The organism is Affinundibacterium fentianense (genome assembly GCF_018139545.1).
GTDB classification, from domain to species: Bacteria; Pseudomonadota; Gammaproteobacteria; order Burkholderiales; family Burkholderiaceae_D; genus Undibacterium; species Undibacterium fentianense.
In genome coordinates this window covers 530,287-549,443 of sequence record NZ_JAGSPJ010000001.1, presented here as the reverse complement: position 1 = coordinate 549,443, position 19,157 = coordinate 530,287, and the positions used below count along the sequence as shown (strand labels likewise).

The following is a 19,157-nucleotide window of genomic DNA, read 5'->3' as shown; positions in this document are numbered from 1 at the left end:
ATAGCTTTGATTGGATTTTGTTGGACGGGGTTTTGTTTAATCTATTGATTTTTAATGATATTTAAGTTGTGATTGGATTGTGTTGGAATATTTTTAAGCAGACACCGTCTCCGCCAAAGAATTGGTGCCCGCTTAATGTAAATTAAGCGGGCATTTTTCTTTTGTGCTTTCGTAAAATCTTTTTTAGGCGTAGGCTGTCTTTTTTTTGATAATGCATCTTGAATTTCGCTTGCCCTTCGACTATTGTGCAATGCACCAATAATTACAAGGAAACCAATTGGCCCACGATCAAACTAAGAGCAGCCTTTCGGCGTTGACCCTGGCTGCAATCGGTATCGTTTATGGCGATATCGGCACAAGTCCTCTCTATACCATGCAAGAAGTTTTTGATCACAAGCATGGGCTCGCATTAAGTTTAGAAAATATTCTTGGCATCGTTTCGTTGATCCTTTGGGGATTGATATTTATTGTTTCATTGAAATATGTCACGTTGGTATTGCGAGCAAGTAACCGCGGTGAAGGGGGGATTATGGCGCTTGCTGCTTTAACCCTGGAATCGGTCGGCAAGAATTCGAAACTGTATTTTCCACTCGTGATCTTAGGAGTGGTTGGTGCGTCCTTATTTTATGGGGATGGCGTCGTCACACCAGCAATGACCGTTCTATCGGCCATTGAGGGGATCAAGGTTGCGACTCCAGCATTGAAGCCATTTGTTGTACCCATAACGCTAATGATCCTAGTTGGTCTCTATGCGGTACAATCGAGAGGCACAGCGACGATTGGCAAGCTATTTGGTCCCGTAATGGTTCTATGGTTTGCCGTATTGGCCGCCATGGGCTTGTACAATATTCTTCGAATGCCGGGGATTCTGGCTGCCTTTAACCCACTCTATGCCGTTGAGTTTTTGGTTTTGCATAAATGGTCTGCATTTATTGCACTAGGTGCGGTTGTCTTGGCATTTACTGGCTCTGAAGCTCTTTATGCTGACATGGGACATTTTGGTGCCAAACCCATCCGTACTGCTTGGTTTTTTATCGTATTTCCGGCATTGGGCCTCAATTATTTGGGGCAGGGGGCTTTGCTCATGGTTGAGCCGACGGCAGTTGAAAATCCATTTTTCAATCAATTGGGTGATTGGAGTATTTATCCATTGGTCGTCTTGTCAACTATGGCAGCCGTGATTGCATCGCAAGCGACTATTTCTGGTGCTTTCTCAATGACAAAGCAAGCAATCTCTCTCGGTTTTCTACCACGTATGAAGATCGTTCATACCTCGTCGAAGGAGATTGGCCAAATTTATATTCCAGTCGTGAATTGGTTGCAACTGGCTGCGGTGGTTGCTGCTGTCATTGGATTTGGCTCTGCGTCTAATTTGGCGTCGGCATATGGTATTGCGAATACTGGCACAATGTTAGTCACTTCTATCCTTACATTTTTTGTGATTCGTTTTGGTTGGAAATACAATTTGGCTTTGTGTATTGCATCGACCAGTTTCTTCTTCTTAATTGATATCGCACTATTTTCATCAAATGCTTTGAAATTCTTTAGTGGTGGTTGGTTCCCAATTGCCTTGGGTATTGGGATTTGTACTGTCATGTTGACTTGGCGGCGCGGACGTTCGTTGGTTTTTGATAACTTAAAAAAACATGCGATCCCGTTGGAGGAGTTTCTGGAGTCGCTGTTTGTCTCCCCGCCAGTTCGTGTGGCGGGAACCGCGGTTTTTTTGCGTGGCGAGGCCGATGGCGTGCCACATGCTTTGTTGCATAATTTGTCCCATAATAAAATCCTGCACGAGCGCGTTATCTTTATTACCTTGCATAATCGAGAAATTCCATGGGTTCCATTTAGTGAACGCATCAAAGTGAGCGATTTAAAAAATAATTGTTTTCAAATTGATGTGTACTATGGATTTAAAAATGAGCCGGATATCCCGAATGCGCTGGCATTGTGCGCTCCCTTCGGTTTGGAGTTTGAGCCTTTGGAAACGTCATATTTCATTTCTCGGCAGACTATTATCTCTAGTCCGGGCAGTGGAATGGCGAGTTGGCGCGAGGGTTTGTTTGTAACTATGTCGCGGAATGCGCGTGATGCTGCTGATTATTATCAGATTCCGAGCAATCGCGTTATCGAGGTTGGGGCCCAGGTAGAAATCTAATCAAGGAATTGTTAAATTTAAAAATGCTTGAGGATTTAAGAATAATTGACCAATAAAATTCGAATACTTGTGTTAGAATATTGGTCTTCGCGGCTGTAGCTCAGCTGGATAGAGTACTTGGCTACGAACCAAGGGGTCGTGGGTTCGATTCCTGCCAGCCGCACCAGATCAGAGGGACTAGATGAAAATCTAGTCCCTTTTTTCGTTGAGTTAATTTGTGATAGTTCTCTATCGAGACGGTTCGTTTAAATATCGATTGGTCGTAGAGATCTTTATTTCATCGAATTAGATACTTCATTTTTAGATAATAGTCTGCTATAATTTTGTTTTTCGCGGCTGTAGCTCAGCTGGATAGAGTACTTGGCTACGAACCAAGGGGTCGTGGGTTCGATTCCTGCCAGCCGCACCAGATCAGAGGGACTAGATGAAAATCTAGTCCCTTTTTTCGTTATTTTAGCGATGAAAGTCGGTGAGCTGACTTCATAAAGGCTGTGCACTATTACTTCTTACTTATGGAAAGAATAGGCTTTAGTCACAGAGTAGATAGAGTTTGACGCAAATCCCAATTCGGGTTGCCGAATGAGCTTTGTATGGTCGGTGGGATATCACTTGCATTGTTATCTTTGACTCGATCTTCTAGTGAAATAATGAGGCGATCGACTAAACTAGCGTCAGGCAACATCGTGCCAAAAAACAATATTTTGTTATCGTGTTGAATGAGAATGGTTGGAAAATTCTCGATATCGATATCCTCTATTAAGTCGGCGTGATCTTCAATATCAAGCCAAGCAAAGCATTTTTCAGGATGGTGGCTTTGAACTACTTCAAAGTTGCGGCGATACATCTGGCAAGTGTCACACCATGCAGCGCAGAGGCAGCAAATTAGCCAGGGAGTTTGATTTAGTTTCAGTTTGACGAGTTGTAGGTCGTCGATCGAGTTCGATTTATCCATAACTTATTTTACCTGATCAGTTTGTTTGTCACCATGCTCACGCAATACTTACTTGGCGAAACGCATCAACTATTTTGTGAATGAAGAGTAAAATATAACTATGAAAACAATCATAGCTATCGAAACTTCGACGGATGTTGCATCGGTCGCATTGCTTTCCCAATCTCAGATTTTTAAACGCACGTTGGCTGGTGTGAGCACTCATTCGTTTGGATTGCTTCCAGCCATACAAGAAATTTTGGGCGAGGCTCAAATTGACTTGCGCGACGTTGATGCGCTCGCTTTTGGATGCGGTCCCGGCGCATTTACGGGGGTTAGAACTGCTTGCGGCGTTGTTCAGGGGCTTGCATTTGGCTTGGACAAACCTGTATTGCCAATTGTCAGTCTTATCCCTATGGCCGAGGCGGCGCGTCGACACTTCAATGTCACGGATGTTGTTTGCTGTCTCGATGCGCGTATGAATGAAGTGTATTCAGGACATTATCAATTTGATGGAATGCGTTGGCAATTAGTGGGCGAACTTCGTTTGGGCCCACTGGCAGAATCCGAAAATTATTCGTTTGAAAGAAAACTCCCTATTGTTCTCGGCACTGGATTGACATGTTCAAATCCATTGGTGAAATGTTTATATGAATCACCATCCGCAGAATTCATATTGCCAATCGCGAAACAAGCTCTGTTCGATGAGTTGATATGTAGTCCGGCAATGGCGCAACCACTTTATTTACGAAATAAGGTGGCACTTACAACGCTAGAGAGAGAGTCGGCACGGACTTCTTAATTGATGATGAATCAGACATTTTCACTTGCAGCGATGGATAGGTATCAATTCTGTAATTTGGGTATTGAGGATTTAAATGCCATTATGGCGATCGAGGAGCTTGTATACACACACCCTTGGAGCCGCGGTAATTTTTTAGATTCTTTCGAACAGGGGCATGCGGTATGTGGTATTCGCGATGCTTCAGATAAATTGCTTGGCTATTTTGTCTTAATGCCGGTAGTTGATGAGTTGCATCTTTTGACTATCGCTGTCGATCAATGCAAGCAAGGTCAAGGCTATGCATTGATTTTATTGCGATATCTAAAGGATTTTGCGGCATCAAGACAATTTCACTCTATTCTCCTCGAGGTGCGTATCAGTAATCGAAGAGCGAGGGAAATCTATCAACGATTTGGCTTTGAAGAAATTGGGCGTCGCAAAGCATATTACCCCGCACATAATGGACAAAGGGAAGATGCGATTGTTATGCGTATGAGTTTAGTCTAGGCGTCATAAGTTGCAGTTTTTTTGAAAGATGCGTGTCATGAGGGACTATTTTTTACGTAATTTAGGGATCGGCGAGATTTGGCGTGAACGCCAAGGAGCGCATATTCTTGACAATTCTGCGACCGAGTCTGGGGGACGGTTTGAGGATGCAAATAGAGTGCAGAGACCAACTGACGATCGACTTGCTATTGCCAACAATGATGAAGTTCAAATTAACGACTATCCAATTCAAAATTTAGATGCAATTAATTTGAGTGCAGATCAGTTTGCACGCTCCGTGCAATTGTGTGATCGCTGCCATCTCTGTCAAAGATATGGAAAACAGGAAGTTGAAGGATTTGTTCAGCAATCCGAAGTGCTGCTAGTCACGGAATTTGCGGTTTGCGAAGGAAATGATGCACATGCGAAGTTGGTACAGAATATCGTCAATAGTATCTATAATTTGGGCATATCGACGGTTCACAAGAGTTCTTTGATTCGCGCGCGAGTGAACCAGGATGAGGGAGTGAAAGCGATTCCGGAAGAGGTCTATCAAAGTCAGCTTGCTTGTTTTCATCATTTACAGATCGAAATTGCATTGCGCAAACCTCGATTTATTGTGTTGCTCGGCGGCGAACGCACGACTTTTTATCAAATTTTTGCTGCGTCTAAATCCCATGATCCGATGTTACCGACGGGTGTAAATTATCAAGGGATTCGATTGGTGAAGCTACCCAACACCATATCAATGATTCAAAATCCGGAGTTAAAAAAGGACGCCTGGCGTCAACTTTGTGAATTGTGGCAGTAAATCTGTATTTGGCTTGAATCACACTAACGAATGTGAGGTGATGCAATGCATACTTATCAATTTCAGTTTCATCGTGAGTGGGAGCACCTCACTGATCCGCATGTGCGTGCATTGGCGTGGATTCTGACGTCGCCCGATTTGCTATGTCAGAGTTCGCCGATCTGGTGGCAACAAGTCGGTGCAATTCAAATGATTGAATCTGAGAAGTTGAAGCTTTGGCTGTCTCAGCTTAATGCACATCCAACCCCGCTACATGAGTCACTTAAAATTCATCAATTCCTAAGACTCGGACATTACGCTGAAAGGCTACTGTCGTTTTACTTCAATCATGTTGGTTTGTTATATGCACAAGGCTTGCAGGTGCGCAATGAGCGATCTGAGACTATCGGCGAATTTGATTATTTGCTGTACGCAGATAACGGATTGCAGCATCTCGAGTTGGCGACAAAATTCTATCTGTTTTACGGTGATGAGAGTGAACTTGGTAGAGCAAGTTTGTTCAATTATCTCGGTCCGAATTTGAATGATAGTCTTGGTGCAAAAATGCAAAAAATCATGCAGCGCCAGCTAACGCTTTCACAGCATGATGCAGCAAAAAAATTGGTGAGCACACGCATCAGCAGCGCGAAAGCGCTGATTAAAGGTTGGTTGTTCTATCATAGTTCGGAGCGGCAAGAATTAGTCGATGGCATTGCCATTGATCATTGCAAGGGATTTTGGTGGACAATGCAAGAATTTGAGCAGTTAGCTATTCCCTTCGCTTTGAAGCTGGATCGATTGCAATGGCTGGCGCCTGCTCAGGTAAGCGTTGAGAGTGTGATGGATAAGAGTCTCATTCTTGAAACTTTACACCGCCATTTTTCGTCGGATGACACGCCAATCTTGGTCGCTATCATGAAGCGGAATGGAGATGTCATGCAAGAGATTTGTCGTGGTATGGTCGTCGCCAACAGTTGGCCGGCGAAAGCGTACCAAACCGTCCGTACTTCTCGCTTAACATGAGAGAGTCAATTAAATTTCGATATGCTGGCGTTTAATGTTTGCATTCGCCTATTAGTGCGACTGAATCGAATTCCTTTTGGTTGGCGCGATGTTTGAGCATGACGGCATACATGGTTGATGCGACAAATAAACCAAAAATAACGATAATGATATGGGTGTGAAGTTGCAGCGACACCATTACAGCATAGAGAGCAAGTAACACTAGTATCGATAAATTTTCGTTGAAATTTTGCACCGCAATAGAATGTCCAGCGCTCATTAAAACATGCCCTCGATGCTGAAGTAAGGCGTTCATTGGCACTACAAAAAATCCTGCGAGACCGCCAATAAAAATTAGGAGAGGGTACGCGAACCAGACATTCGTTACAAAGATCATTGTCGTCACAACCAGTCCCATAAGGACACCAAGTGGCATGACCGATAATGACTTTTTGAGGGGGACGATTCGCGCTGCGAAAAGGGCCCCGATTGCAATCCCAACTGCAAAAACACCTTGCAATTCACTGCCTTTATTCAGAGGCATTTGAAGATTGACCTCGGCCCACTTCAATACTAAGTATTGTAATGTCGCACCTGCCCCCCAAAAAAGTGTCGTCACGGCGAGAGAAATTTGACCTAGTTTGTCTTGCCAAAGCTTGATGGAGCAATGGGTAAAGTCACGAAGAAGACACAAAGGATGAGATTTCTGTTTTTGATATTTGACGCCGGTATCCGGGATAAACTGATTGAATATTGCAGCGATTAGATAACAAGCTGTGATTGCGCATAGTGCCGACTGATTGGTGGTGTTGATTCCGAAATCTATTAAGGGAAAATCGAAACTTAATAGTCGAATTGAAATTTGGGGATCAACAAGTTTCCCACCAAGTACGACCCCAAGAATGATAGAACTAATTGTGAGTCCCTCGATCCATCCGTTCGCAGCGACTAATTTTTCTGCGGGTAATAGTTCCGTCAAAATTCCATATTTGGCTGGAGAGTAGGCTGCCGCACCAAAACCGACGACGCCGTAGGCGATTACGGGATGAACGTTAAAGAACATCATCACGCAACCTGCGATCTTAATTAAATTGGTGAAAAACATCACCTTACCCTTGGGGCGTGAATCAGCAAAAGCGCCAACGAATGCAGCGAGTAAAACGTAGGAGAGCGCAAAGCTCCATTTTAATAGAGGAGTCATCCACGCTGGAGCATCCATAGTGACTAAGAGTGCAATCGCAGCAATTAGTAATGCATTGTCAGCAAGCGAAGAGAAAAACTGCGCTGCCATGATTGTATAAAAACCGCGTTTCATTCGTCCTGTCGACCTTTGCTTATTCATTTGCTTTGCCTAGCAGGGATGCTTTATACCATGAAATTCGTACAGTTTCCTTGAAATACCACAAGCATTTCAATCAATACTGGGTAAAATATCAGTGTTTTCACACACTAGGTTCAGCTGATGTTGATGGCATCGCGGGGCGCAAATTGAATGGCTAAACAAAAAACTAATTACACATGCACAGAATGTGGCGGAGTTCAAAGCAAATGGGCTGGGCAATGTCCATCTTGCCAGCAGTGGAATACTTTGGTCGAAACCTTGGTTGAGGAGGTAGGAAATCGGTTCTCGAACAAATATCAAGGCCTAGCGCAAAGTGCACCCATTTTGAATTTGGCGGAAATAGAGGCACAAGACGTCCCAAGGTTTGGGACCGAAATAGAAGAATTTGATCGTGTGTTGGGTGGAGGATTAGTTTCAGGTGGTGTGGTATTGATCGGTGGAGATCCCGGAATAGGTAAGTCGACTTTATTACTGCAAGCACTTTCCAACCTGGCGCGGATAAAAAAAGTCTTGTATGTGAGCGGTGAGGAGTCCGGGGCTCAAATAGCGTTGCGGGCAAAACGTTTGGCTGTCGAGACCAAAGATTTGTCTTTGCAAGCGGAAATCCAACTTGAAAAGATCTTAAATACATTAGCCGAACATAAACCTCAAGTTGTCGTAATTGATTCTATTCAGACATTGTATTCGGATGCATTAAGCTCCGCACCAGGATCCGTTGCGCAAGTAAGAGAGTGCGCAGCGCAATTGACTCGTGTTGCTAAAACGATGAATATCACCATGATTTTGGTCGGGCATGTGACCAAAGAAGGTGCGCTGGCTGGGCCGCGTGTTCTTGAGCATATTGTGGATACTGTGCTTTACTTTGAAGGCGATACGCACTCCAGTTTTCGTTTGGTTAGAGCAATCAAGAACCGCTTTGGCGCGGTCAACGAACTAGGTGTTTTTGCTATGACGGAGCGAGGATTGAAAGGCGTGTCTAATCCATCCGCACTTTTTCTGTCGCAACACGATACGCAGGTGGCTGGATCATGTGTGATGGTAACGCAAGAAGGAACGAGACCTCTCTTGGTGGAAATCCAAGCATTGGTGGATACCTCCCATGCGCCAAATGCAAAACGACTTTCTGTGGGGCTGGAGCAAAACCGTCTTGCGATGTTGCTCGCTGTTTTGCATCGTCATGCAGGTGTGGCTGCCTTTGATCAGGATGTCTTTATCAATGCAGTTGGGGGTGTCAAAATTACAGAGCCTGCGGCTGATTTGGCGGTTCTGATGGCAATTAACTCGTCAATGCGAAATAAGCCTTTGCCGCGAGGCTTGGTCGTTTTTGGTGAGGTGGGCTTGGCTGGCGAAATTCGTCCTGCGCCGAGAGGTCAGGAGCGCTTGCGGGAAGCTGCAAAATTGGGATTTTCAATTGCGATGATTCCAAAATCGAATGCGCCCAAACAAAAAATTGAGGGATTACAAATCGTGGCAGTTGATCGGATTGATGAGGCTCTAAATAAGATTCGTGATGTTGATGGTTTGGTAGATTAGCGAGATCTGCCAGCGGATACCGCATTGAATTGGTATGGAATCAATGCGGGATGGCCTGCGCTTAACTTTATCATTGACTATTTTTTTGAGCCTTTTATTTTGAGTTTCGGAGACAGCACCGTTGGTAAGGCCTTTGGTAAGGTATTCGGATAATCACGGCTGTAATGTAAGCCACGACTTTCTCTTCTCGACAGTGCGCTATTGACAATTAAGGATGCGACGTCGACTAAATTGCGTAACTCCAGCAAATGATTGGAAATTCTGAAGTTGGCATAGTATTCATCGATCTCTTCTTTTAATAGTTTGATGCGATGTTTTGCTCGTTCTAGTCTTTTGGTCGTGCGGACGATGCCAACATAATTCCACATAAAACGGCGTAGCTCATCCCAATTGTTAGCGATCACAACTTCTTCATCCGCATCGGCGACTCGGCTTTCATCCCATGCTGGCAAGTCTGGAATCGTAATCTTTTCTTGTTCTCCAATATTTTCGGCTGTGGCTTTGCCGATGACGAGGCATTCGAGCAGTGAATTGCTGGCAAGTCGATTGGCGCCGTGTAGCCCGGTATAAGCAGTTTCGCCAACCGCATAAAGTGCGGGGATATCGGTTCTTCCAATTGTGTCGGTGACGATGCCACCACATGTAAAATGCACAGCAGGAACGACCGGAATCGCTTGTTTTGTGATGTCAATCCCGAGTTCTAGGCAGCGAGCATAAATCGTTGGGAAGTGTTCTTTTAAGAATTCTGGTGGTTGATGACTGATATCCAATTCTACGTAGTCGAGACCTCGTTTCTTCATTTCAAAGTCAATAGCGCGTGCCACCACATCACGCGGCGCAAGTTCGGCGCGGTCGTCATGATTGAGCATGAATCTCGACCCGGCTGCGCTACCCGCTTCTTGAGGCAGTTTCAATATGCCACCTTCGCCGCGTACCGCTTCAGTAATTAAAAATGACTTTGCATATGGGTGATACAGACAAGTTGGATGAAACTGCATAAATTCCATATTGGCGACGCGGCAGCCAGCACGCCACGCCATCGCGATTCCATCTCCAGTCGCCGTATCTGGATTCGTCGTGTACAGATAGACTTTACCTGCGCCGCCCGTTGCCATCACGGTGTGTTGGGCTGCAAAGGTATGAACTGTACCCGTTTTGACGTCTTGAACGTATAAACCCCAGCAGCGAGGTGTAGCGGATTCATCGCCGATTTTAGAGGATGTGATCACGTCAATTGCGTAGTGATGTTCGAACAGTGTGATATTCGGGTGATTTCTCACCAATTGCTCTAGGGTGACTTGTACGGCATGCCCCGTTGCATCTGCCGCATGAATAATACGCCGTTGGCTATGTCCGCCCTCGCGGGTCAGATGGAATCCCAATTCTGCATCTTGGTCTTTCGTAAATGGAACACCTTGTTCGATCAGCCAATCAATTGCGGCCCGACCTTGTTCTATGATTGCACGAGTGGCAGCCTCGTCACATAGGCCCCCACCAGCAATAATTGTGTCGTGGATGTGTTGTTCATGACTATCATGCGAGTCAAGTACGGCAGCGATTCCACCCTGCGCCCAATTGCTTGCGCCATCGAGTAGCGTTCTCTTCGATATGATTGCCACACTGTGTGTTTTTGCCAGATGCAATGCTACTGATAAACCTGCTAATCCGCTGCCAACAATCGCTACATCAAATTTCATCATGAAAATAAACCGTAATAAATCGCTAGAAAGGGCACAACTATATGCGATTTTCGAGGATTGTGGGACCGAAAACCGCCTGAGATTATTTGATATTCTTCTATTTTGTACGAATCGGTTCGCAGATTCTTTTGTAATTGCGTCGACAGAAATGTTTAGCACTGATGCGCAACGCTGAAGAAAAATGTAAATCGAAATACCGCTAAATGTCTTATTCGATACGCGTTGACGGCCTTTTTTATAAGTAGATTATAAAAAAGCATGCAAACTGCTTGACACAATATAGATCGAATTGATCTAATACCGCATGCAAATTTTCCACTAGTTTGTAGAGTAAGTATGTGCTGAAATAAATAGTCGGAAATACCATCGAAGTCTTAATTTTTTGTGAGGGGACCATAAGTGAATAAAACTGAATTGATCGACCATATCGCTAAATCCGCGGATTTGTCGAAAGCTGCTTCAGCTCGTGCATTGGATGCGGTGATTGCGGCTGTGAAAACAACTTTGAAGAAAAACGGGACTGTGACTTTGGTTGGTTTTGGTACTTTTTCTGTCGGCAAGCGTGCTGCACGTACTGGTCGCAATCCACGTACTGGCGAAGCAATTAAAATCAAATCTGCTAAGGTTCCAAAATTTAAGCCTGGCAAAGCTTTGAAAGATGCGGTAAACTAATGCACTTAGCAATTTGAGTGATCAGATTGCACAACTATTAAATTGTCGGGCGCTTAGCTCAGTTGGTAGAGCGGAGCCCTTACAAGGCTTAGGTCGGGAGTTCGAGCCTCTCAGCGCCCACCAGACTTTAATAGTGCTGTATTTGGAGTGGTAGTTCAGTTGGTTAGAATACCGGCCTGTCACGCCGGGGGTCGCGGGTTCGAGCCCCGTCCGCTCCGCCAACATCTAAAAGGCGAACGTTTGTTCGCCTTTTTTTATATTTTCAAGTTGTAAATTTCGAATTGATTGGTCAATCATGTTTGAGTATATTCGTACCCATAAACGCATCATGCAAGGCGTGCTCTTGGTGATCATTTTCCCTTCGTTCGCGCTATTTGGCGTCGACAGTTTTTTGCGTTCACGTGACGCGAATACGTCGGTTGCAACGGTGGCAGGGCAAGCCGTTAGTCAACAAGAATTCGACCAAGCACTACGCAATCAACTAGATCGCTTGAAACAAGCGTACGGGCCGGATTTCGATGCGCAAATGTTAAATACGCCTGAGGCTCGCAAAGGAATTTTGGATGATTTGATCGCTCGAAAAGCATTGATCGTCGAAGCTGCTAAAACTAAGTTAACGGTGACTGATCAAGCTTTGCAAGCAAATATTTTGGAAACGCCAGGTTTAAAGAAACCTGATAATAGTTTTGATACCGAGCGTTACAAGAGCTTGTTGGCGATGCAGAATATGACGCCAGCAATGTACGAGTCCAGTTTGCGTCAGGATCTCGTCTTACAGCAGTTAATTGGATCAATTCAAAATACCGCGATCAGTCCAAAAACCGTCGCTGAACGGATTGCGTCGATTTCTGAGCAAGAACGTGATGTGCAGTTATTGAACTTCAAAGCAAAAGATTTTGCATCTGAAGTCAAAGTAAGCGAACAAATGATGCGTGCCTACTATGACAAGAATCCTAAGCAGTTTGAAATTCCTGAAATAGTCAATGCTGAATATGTTGTCTTAAGTAATGACGCTTTGGCAGCGCAAATCGTTGTGAGTGATGCGGAAGTTGCCGGTCACTATGAACAAAATAAGACGAATTACACGACCGATGAATTGCGTCGGGCAAGTCATATTTTGTTGAATCTGAAGAAAGATGCTCCTGAGTCCGAGGCTAGGGCTGTTAAGGCGAAAGCAGAAGCATTATTAGCACAAGTTCGCAAAGATCCGACGCAGTTTGCAAAGTTAGCTAAAGAAAATTCTCAAGATCCCGGTTCAGCGGAACGCGGTGGTGATTTAGATTTCTTCGCGCGCGGTTCGATGGAGAAAAATTTTGATGAAGCGGCATTCAAATTGAAAGAGGGCGAAATCAGTTCCTTGGTGCAAACCGCTTACGGCATACACATCATTCAACTGACTTCAATTAAACCGAAAGCAGTCAAGCCGCTCGAAGAAGTGAAAGCCCAGCTTGTGGCTGACATTAAAAAACAAAAAGCATCGAAGGCATATGCTGAAGCTGCAGAGGTGTTTACGAACACGGTCTATGAGCAGTCTGATAGCTTGCAGGCGGTGGCTGATAAATTGAAGCTAAAAATAGAAAAGGTTTCCAATTTAAATCGCCAACCTATTCCAGGAATGCCAGCTACAATGATTGCAAATAATACTAAATTTTTGACTGCAATCTTTTCTGAAGATGCGTTGAAAAAGAAAAATAACATCGAGGCGATCGAAATTGCGCCAAACACTTTGCTATCTGGGCGTGTGGTGGAGTATAAACCTGCATCAAAGAGGCCTTTTGATGAGGTGAAGGCTGTTATTCAGGCGCGTGTCACTGAAACTGAAGCGTTGGCACTTGCGAAAAAAACCGGTGAGGCGAAACTACAAGCGTTGAAGACAGCGGACAACGCCGCAGGCTTTTCTGAGGTGAAAACAGTTTCGCGTTTGAAGAAGGCAGATTTTAGTAATGAGTCTTTGCTTGCAATCGTTAAAGCAGATGTTCAAAAACTACCTGCTTTCGTGGGAATTGATGTGCCCGGAATTGGCTACGAAATTTATCGTATCTCTAAAGTTGCAAGCGGTACACCGGATTCTGCACGTCGAGCAAGTGAGGCGCAGCAATTGGAAAATGCTACCGCACAACAGGACGTATATAGCTATATCGAAGCATTGAAGAAAAAAGCAAAAGTTGAAATAAATAGTGCGGCGCTAAACCGTAAAGCTGGTACGAATGCACCTTAATTCAACGATCTAGAAGATAAAAAGACAGTCCTCGCGACTGTCTTTTTTTTTGTCCAATTGAACGCTAATTGTGGTGTTTTTATCGTGTTCTGAAGTAAATCTTCTATTCAATGAAAAGTTGCTTTGCAATACAGGTTATATTTGATTTGTATCAATGTAGCTCAGGGGAACGATTGCTATCCTGCATCTGTAATTTTATTAACCGAGTGAGATCATGACAATAAACAATGAAAACACCTACAACTATCGAGTTGTTCGCCAATTTTCTGTCATGGCAGTAGTTTGGGGCGTAGTCGGCATGCTCGTGGGCGTGCTGATTGCAACTCAACTTGCCTGGCCAGAATTTTTATCCGGTATTTCCTGGTTGAGCTATGGACGCTTGCGCCCATTGCACACAAATGCGGTGATTTTTGCCTTTGGTGGCTGCGCCTTGTTTGCAACCTCGTTTTACGTCGTGCAACGTACGACAAATGCGCGCTTGTTTGGTGGTCCTTTGATTGAATTTGTATTCTGGGGCTGGCAGTTGGTGATTGTGGCTGCAGCTGTGACTTTGCCTCTAGGTTTTACGCAAGGTAAAGAATATGCTGAATTAGAATGGCCAATCGATATCTTGATCGCTTTAGTGTGGGTTTCTTACGCTATTGTGTTTTTCGGTACGATCGTAAAGCGTAAGGTTGAGCACATTTATGTTGCGAATTGGTTCTTTGGCGCATTCATTGTTGCTGTTGCGGTTTTGCATATCGTCAACAGTGCTGCAATGCCAGTCTCATTCTTGAAATCGTATTCTGCTTATTCTGGCGTACAAGATGCGATGGTTCAATGGTGGTATGGTCATAACGCGGTCGGTTTCTTTTTGACTGCTGGTTTCTTGGGGATGATGTACTACTTCGTGCCTAAGCAAATTGGTCGCCCTGTGTATTCCTATCGTTTGTCTATCGTTCACTTCTGGGCATTGATTTTTACTTACATGTGGGCAGGTCCGCATCATTTGCACTACACAGCGTTGCCAGATTGGGCGCAGTCCATCGGTATGTTGTTCTCGTTGATTTTGCTGGCTCCATCTTGGGGTGGTATGGTCAACGGCATCATGACTTTATCTGGGGCGTGGAGCAAATTACGCTCAGATCCAATTTTGCGCTTCTTAATCGTTTCATTGTCGTTCTATGGTATGTCGACATTTGAAGGTCCTATGATGGCGATCAAAACAGTGAATGCCTTGTCGCATTACACTGATTGGACTGTTGGACATGTTCATTCCGGTGCGTTAGGTTGGGTTGGCTTTATCTCGATTGGTAGTTTGTACTATCTCGTTCCGCGACTGTTTGGGCAAACTGAAATGTACAGCAAGCGTTTGATTGAAATACATTTCTGGATTGCGACGATTGGTATCGTTTTGTATATCGCTGCGATGTGGATTGCTGGTGTGATGCAGGGACTGATGTGGCGTGCGGTGAATGAAGATGGCACTTTGACTTATACATTCGTTGAATCTGTAAAAGCAACTTATCCATACTATGTCATTCGTTTAGCAGGCGGCGTGTTGTACCTCAGCGGTATGTTGTTGATGGTCTATAACGTTGCTAAAACGATGATGCTCGCTAAACCTGCAAACAATGCGATTCCAGCATTGCCAGCAAATTCGGCTCACGCCTAATCTCGAGTAATCATCAGGAGAATCTCAATGCGTAAATTTACTCATGATTTGATCGAGCGCAATATCGGTCTTATGTTGGTGCTGGTTATTTTGACGATCAGTGTTGGTGGTTTGGTTGAAATCGTGCCACTGTTTTTTCAGAAGTCGACAACTCAGGCAGTGCAAGGCGTTAAACCTTACACAGCTTTACAATTGGCTGGACGGGATATTTATTTACGTGAAGGCTGCTATGGTTGCCATTCACAAATGATTCGTCCCTTCCGCGCTGAGACCGAACGCTATGGTCATTATTCAGTGGCGGGCGAGTCTGTATATGATCATCCATTCCAGTGGGGTAGTAAACGGACTGGTCCAGACTTGGCGCGCGTCGGTGGACGTTATAGCGATACATGGCACAAGGATCACTTGACTGACCCTCGTTCTGTGGTGCCAGAATCAAATATGCCCGCCTATCCTTGGTTATTGAAAGCATCTGTTGATGGTGCTGGAATGGCTCCTAGAATGCGCGCGATGCAAACATTAGGCGTGCCTTATACAGCCGAAGATATCGCAAAAGCTTCAGACGATGTTGCAGGTAAGTCCGAAATGGAAGCTTTAATTGCGTATTTGCAGGTGTTGGGTACAGCAATTAAGAACAAAAACTAGGATAACTAGAGCTGATTAGGAGATTCGAAAGTGAATTTTACAATCTTAAGTAGTGCGATGACGGTAATCAGCATGATTGCCTTCATCGGGATCCTATACTGGGCTTTTAGTTCCAATAACAAGGCCCGATTTGAAGAATTGGCACAATTGCCACAAGATGAAGAGAATGGAAAATAGCCATGGCAGACTTTATAAGTGAATGGTGGGGTACCGCGATCGCCATCGTTACTGCAATCAGTATCGCGGCATGTGCATTTTTGTTATGGTCGCAATCGAAAGTAAAGGTGAAAATCGGTTCGGATGGCAAGCCTTTGCCTGCTGAAACGACTGGTCACGTTTGGGACGAATCTTTGATGGAGCAAAACAATCCTTTACCAAAATGGTGGATGTGGTTGTTTTACTTGACGCTGATTTACAGTGTTGGTTACTTGGTTGTTTATCCTGGAATGGGTGCATACCAAGGAACGTTTTCCTGGAGTCAGGAAGGCGCCTATGCCAAAGAAATGAAGGATGGCGAAGCACAATATGGTCCCTTGTTTAACCAGTATTTAAATACTGACGTTAAACAAGTCGCTGCTGATCCTAAAGCACATGAGATTGGTCAACGCTTGTTTTTAAATAGTTGTGCACAATGTCATGGATCGGATGCGCAAGGTGGAAAGGGGTATCCTAATCTTACTGATACGGACTGGTTATATGGCGGGTCACCGGAAACGATCAAGTTGACTTTGCAAGAAGGTCGTCAAGGTCAGATGCCTCCAATGGCAGCTGCATTGGGTTCTGAGGATGATGTGAAAAACGTTGCCAATTATGTGATGAGTTTATCAGGTGCGGCGCATGATCCAATTAAGGCTGCATTGGGCAAAGGGAAATTTGGTGTTTGTGCGGCCTGCCATGGTGCCGACGGCAAAGGCAATCAAGCGATTGGATCGCCAAACTTAACCGACAAAATTTGGTTGTATGGCGGTGGCATTGACAATATTATGGAAGCGATCAATAAAGGACGTGGAAATCAGATGCCTGCACACAAAGCAATTTTGACAGATGCCAAGATTCATTTGTTAACGGCGTATGTGTGGGGGCTTTCTAATTCTGGTAAGACGATGGTCAGCGAACCAGAGGCGGTAGCGTTGAAACAGATTGAAAGTGCATCTGCAACCAGCGAGACTCCAAACGCTCCAGTAGCTAAATAGCTGTAATTTTGCCGGCTAGCCGCCGGCAATTTAATTAGACCAAAGTTAATTATGAAGAAAATACCAATCATCCCAGTGCCGATCGAGGAAGCTGAGTTAGCACTATTCGAAGAGCGGAAGAAAATCTATCCGCGAACTCAAAAAGGCTGGTTTCAAACTTGGCGTTGGGTCTTGGTATTTTTTACGCAATTTTTATTTTATGGAACGGCTTGGCTGAATTGGAATGATAGGCAAGCGGTTTTGTTTGATTTAGTCAATCGTAAGTTCTATATTTTTGGCATGATTTTATGGCCGCAAGATTTTATTTATCTTGCGGTTTTGTTGGTTATTTCCGCCTTGTCTTTATTTCTGTTCACGGCAATTGCGGGGCGGTTGTTCTGTGGCTATGCTTGTCCGCAGACGGTATATACAGAAATTTTTATGTGGGTTGAGGCGAAAATCGAAGGGGATCGCAGTGCGCGAATTCGCCTAGATCAATCTCCTATGTCTTTCACCAAGTTTCGCTTGAAAACTACCAAGCATTTGATATGGTTGGCGATTGCTTTATGGACCGGGTTTACTTTTGTCGGTTACTTCACCCCCATTCATACTTTAGCGACTGAATTATCTGGATTTTCACTCGGCCCATGGGAGACCTTTTGGTTTCTTTTTTACGCATTTGCGACCTATGGCAATGCAGGATTTATGCGTGAACAAGTATGTAAATACATGTGTCCTTATGCACGCTTTCAAAGCGCGATGTTTGATAAAGATACATTGATCGTTACTTACGATACTGAACGAGGAGAGCCTCGTGGCCCCCGCACTAAGAAAATAGATTACAAAGCCGAAGGCCTAGGGGCATGTATTGATTGTGGTATCTGTGTGCAGGTCTGCCCAACTGGCATCGATATTCGTAACGGTTTGCAATATGAATGCATCGCGTGTGGCGCGTGTATTGATGGCTGCGATCAAGTGATGGATAAAATGGGTTACGAACGCGGTCTGGTTCGATACACCACAGAACATGCTTTAGCCCAAAAGATGTCTAAAGATGCGATGTGGAAGCATGTATTTCGATTGCGTACCCTGATTTACGGTTCCATACTTGGCATGATTATCCTCGCTGCCGCGATTTCCTTGGCGTACCGAATTCCTCTAAAGGTAGACGTGATTCGTGATCGTGCGATGCCGAAAATTACCGAGGTCGGTGCGATCGAGAATGTCTATCGCTTGCAAATTATGAATACGCAAGAAACTGAAAGAAAGTATCAAATCAGTGTAAAAGGGATTCCCGGTGCGGAGATTGTTAATGAAACACAAATTTCAATTAATGCCGCGACTAGTCGAGCCTTTCCTGTGCGAGTTCGGATTCCCGCAGGCTCTGCTCCGATCGGCTCAAATCGGATAAAGTTCAGTGTAATAGATGATCAAAATAGTAAAGTAACAGTGACGGAAAAAGCTGTCTTTATCGTCCCCAAATAGAGGAATAAGTATGAATAGCGGAATTTTGACGCAGCCGATTAAGAAAGACAGTTGGTTTAAGGAACCTTGGCTTTTGCTAGTTGTTGGCGGCCCATTGCTGGTTGTATGCGCTAGTTTGTTTACTGGCTTGATCGCTTTTCGTGGCGCCGATCAAGTTGTGGCAAAGGATTACTATCGCCAAGGCCTGATGATCAATACAAACTTACAGCGTGATGCTAAAGCACGAGAGTTAGCATTAAACGCTTCTCTACAGCTGGATCTTTCAAACAATAAAATTTTGATGAGCGTTAAGTCGAACCAAGCTTTGCCGCAAGAAGTCCAAATTAGTTTGGCCAGTTCTGGGGCCTTAGAAGGAGGGGTCGAAGAGGTTGTTCGTCGTCTGCCAATGAAGCTAGTGGGTGCTGGAACGTATGAGGCAAATTTGTTGCAAGATCCAAAATTTGAGAAAGCCTTGAACCAATCGAAAATCCAAATTCTTCACGTCAAACTTGAAACGAATGAATGGCGTTTGACGGGGGATTGGCATAATCCTTTGGAGAAAAAACTATCGATTTCTCCATTGAATTAAAAGTGGAGTGAGATTTATAT

At 44.5% G+C, this 19,157-nt stretch carries 17 protein-coding genes and 4 tRNA genes; 18 read left to right on the top strand and 3 right to left on the bottom strand.

The features are described 5' to 3' along the window. Positions 1-277: 277 nt before the first annotated feature. From KDM90_RS02450 to KDM90_RS02440, 3 genes are all read left to right on the top strand, one after another. A complete protein-coding gene (locus KDM90_RS02450) occupies positions 278-2,155 on the top strand; it encodes a potassium transporter Kup (protein WP_212673993.1) in 1,878 nt (625 codons plus the stop codon). 89 nt (positions 2,156-2,244) lie between these two features. Then, positions 2,245-2,321: transfer RNA gene (locus tag KDM90_RS02445), tRNA-Arg, on the top strand. Between the two features lie 166 nt (positions 2,322-2,487). Next, positions 2,488-2,564, top strand: a tRNA-Arg gene (locus KDM90_RS02440). Between the two features lie 123 nt (positions 2,565-2,687). On the opposite strand, the gene KDM90_RS02435 is transcribed toward KDM90_RS02440, so the two are convergent. Continuing rightward, on the bottom strand, positions 2,688-3,107 hold the full coding sequence (locus tag KDM90_RS02435; RefSeq protein WP_212673992.1) for a thioredoxin family protein: 420 nt from the start codon (positions 3,105-3,107) through the stop codon (positions 2,688-2,690). A gap of 100 nt (positions 3,108-3,207) precedes the next feature. Here KDM90_RS02435 and tsaB point away from each other — a divergent pair, with 100 nt between their 5' ends. Genes tsaB through KDM90_RS02415 form a run of 4 tightly spaced genes read left to right on the top strand, consistent with a single transcriptional unit; the run spans position 3,208 to position 6,169 of the window. Next, positions 3,208-3,888 (top strand): tRNA (adenosine(37)-N6)-threonylcarbamoyltransferase complex dimerization subunit type 1 TsaB, encoded by a 681-nt coding sequence (gene tsaB / locus KDM90_RS02430; protein WP_212673991.1) that lies wholly within the window; start codon positions 3,208-3,210, stop codon positions 3,886-3,888. 3 nt (positions 3,889-3,891) lie between these two features. Continuing rightward, entirely contained in the window at positions 3,892-4,377 is a 486-nt protein-coding gene (gene rimI / locus KDM90_RS02425) for a ribosomal protein S18-alanine N-acetyltransferase (RefSeq protein ID WP_230409557.1), read from the top strand. Positions 4,378-4,414: 37 nt separating this feature from the next. Then, entirely contained in the window at positions 4,415-5,167 is a 753-nt protein-coding gene (locus KDM90_RS02420; RefSeq protein WP_212673990.1) for a uracil-DNA glycosylase family protein, read from the top strand. Between the two features lie 45 nt (positions 5,168-5,212). Then, on the top strand, positions 5,213-6,169 hold the full coding sequence (locus KDM90_RS02415) for a DUF1853 family protein (RefSeq protein WP_212673989.1): 957 nt from the start codon (positions 5,213-5,215) through the stop codon (positions 6,167-6,169). A 31-nt stretch (positions 6,170-6,200) separates the two neighbouring features. On the opposite strand, the gene lplT is transcribed toward KDM90_RS02415, so the two are convergent. Then, on the bottom strand, positions 6,201-7,463 hold the full coding sequence (gene lplT / locus KDM90_RS02410) for a lysophospholipid transporter LplT (protein WP_212674476.1): 1,263 nt from the start codon (positions 7,461-7,463) through the stop codon (positions 6,201-6,203). 177 nt (positions 7,464-7,640) lie between these two features. On the opposite strand from lplT, the gene radA reads away from it, so the two are divergent. Next, on the top strand, positions 7,641-9,023 hold the full coding sequence (radA, locus tag KDM90_RS02405) for a DNA repair protein RadA (RefSeq protein ID WP_212673988.1): 1,383 nt from the start codon (positions 7,641-7,643) through the stop codon (positions 9,021-9,023). Between the two features lie 77 nt (positions 9,024-9,100). On the opposite strand, the gene nadB is transcribed toward radA, so the two are convergent. Continuing rightward, positions 9,101-10,720: an L-aspartate oxidase gene (gene nadB / locus KDM90_RS02400; protein ID WP_212674475.1), complete on the bottom strand. Its 1,620-nt coding sequence runs from the start codon at positions 10,718-10,720 to the stop codon at positions 9,101-9,103. A 402-nt stretch (positions 10,721-11,122) separates the two neighbouring features. On the opposite strand from nadB, the gene KDM90_RS02395 reads away from it, so the two are divergent. The 10 genes from KDM90_RS02395 (at position 11,123) to KDM90_RS02350 (ending at position 19,137) form a co-directional block, all read left to right on the top strand. Further along, positions 11,123-11,395 carry an HU family DNA-binding protein gene (locus tag KDM90_RS02395; protein WP_212673987.1) on the top strand — a complete coding sequence of 91 codons (273 nt, stop codon included), beginning with the start codon at positions 11,123-11,125 and terminating at the stop codon, positions 11,393-11,395. A gap of 47 nt (positions 11,396-11,442) precedes the next feature. Next, a tRNA-Val gene (locus tag KDM90_RS02390) sits at positions 11,443-11,518 on the top strand. Positions 11,519-11,539: 21 nt separating this feature from the next. Beyond that, positions 11,540-11,616: transfer RNA gene (locus KDM90_RS02385), tRNA-Asp, on the top strand. A 74-nt stretch (positions 11,617-11,690) separates the two neighbouring features. Beyond that, positions 11,691-13,613 (top strand): SurA N-terminal domain-containing protein, encoded by a 1,923-nt coding sequence (locus tag KDM90_RS02380; protein ID WP_212673986.1) that lies wholly within the window; start codon positions 11,691-11,693, stop codon positions 13,611-13,613. Positions 13,614-13,827: 214 nt separating this feature from the next. Next, positions 13,828-15,267, top strand: a complete 1,440-nt coding sequence (ccoN, locus tag KDM90_RS02375; RefSeq protein WP_212673985.1) for a cytochrome-c oxidase, cbb3-type subunit I — start codon at positions 13,828-13,830, stop codon at positions 15,265-15,267. A gap of 27 nt (positions 15,268-15,294) precedes the next feature. Beyond that, positions 15,295-15,912: a cytochrome-c oxidase, cbb3-type subunit II gene (gene ccoO / locus KDM90_RS02370; protein ID WP_212673984.1), complete on the top strand. Its 618-nt coding sequence runs from the start codon at positions 15,295-15,297 to the stop codon at positions 15,910-15,912. A 30-nt stretch (positions 15,913-15,942) separates the two neighbouring features. Further along, positions 15,943-16,089, top strand: coding sequence for a cbb3-type cytochrome oxidase subunit 3 (locus KDM90_RS02365; protein ID WP_329605282.1), 147 nt, complete (start codon positions 15,943-15,945; stop codon positions 16,087-16,089). A 2-nt stretch (positions 16,090-16,091) separates the two neighbouring features. Further along, a complete protein-coding gene (ccoP, locus tag KDM90_RS02360) occupies positions 16,092-17,105 on the top strand; it encodes a cytochrome-c oxidase, cbb3-type subunit III (protein ID WP_212673983.1) in 1,014 nt (337 codons plus the stop codon). A 51-nt stretch (positions 17,106-17,156) separates the two neighbouring features. Continuing rightward, positions 17,157-18,569, top strand: coding sequence for a cytochrome c oxidase accessory protein CcoG (gene ccoG / locus KDM90_RS02355; protein WP_212673982.1), 1,413 nt, complete (start codon positions 17,157-17,159; stop codon positions 18,567-18,569). Between the two features lie 10 nt (positions 18,570-18,579). Next, on the top strand, positions 18,580-19,137 hold the full coding sequence (locus KDM90_RS02350) for a FixH family protein (RefSeq protein ID WP_212673981.1): 558 nt from the start codon (positions 18,580-18,582) through the stop codon (positions 19,135-19,137). The last annotated feature ends 20 nt before the right edge of the window (positions 19,138-19,157 follow it).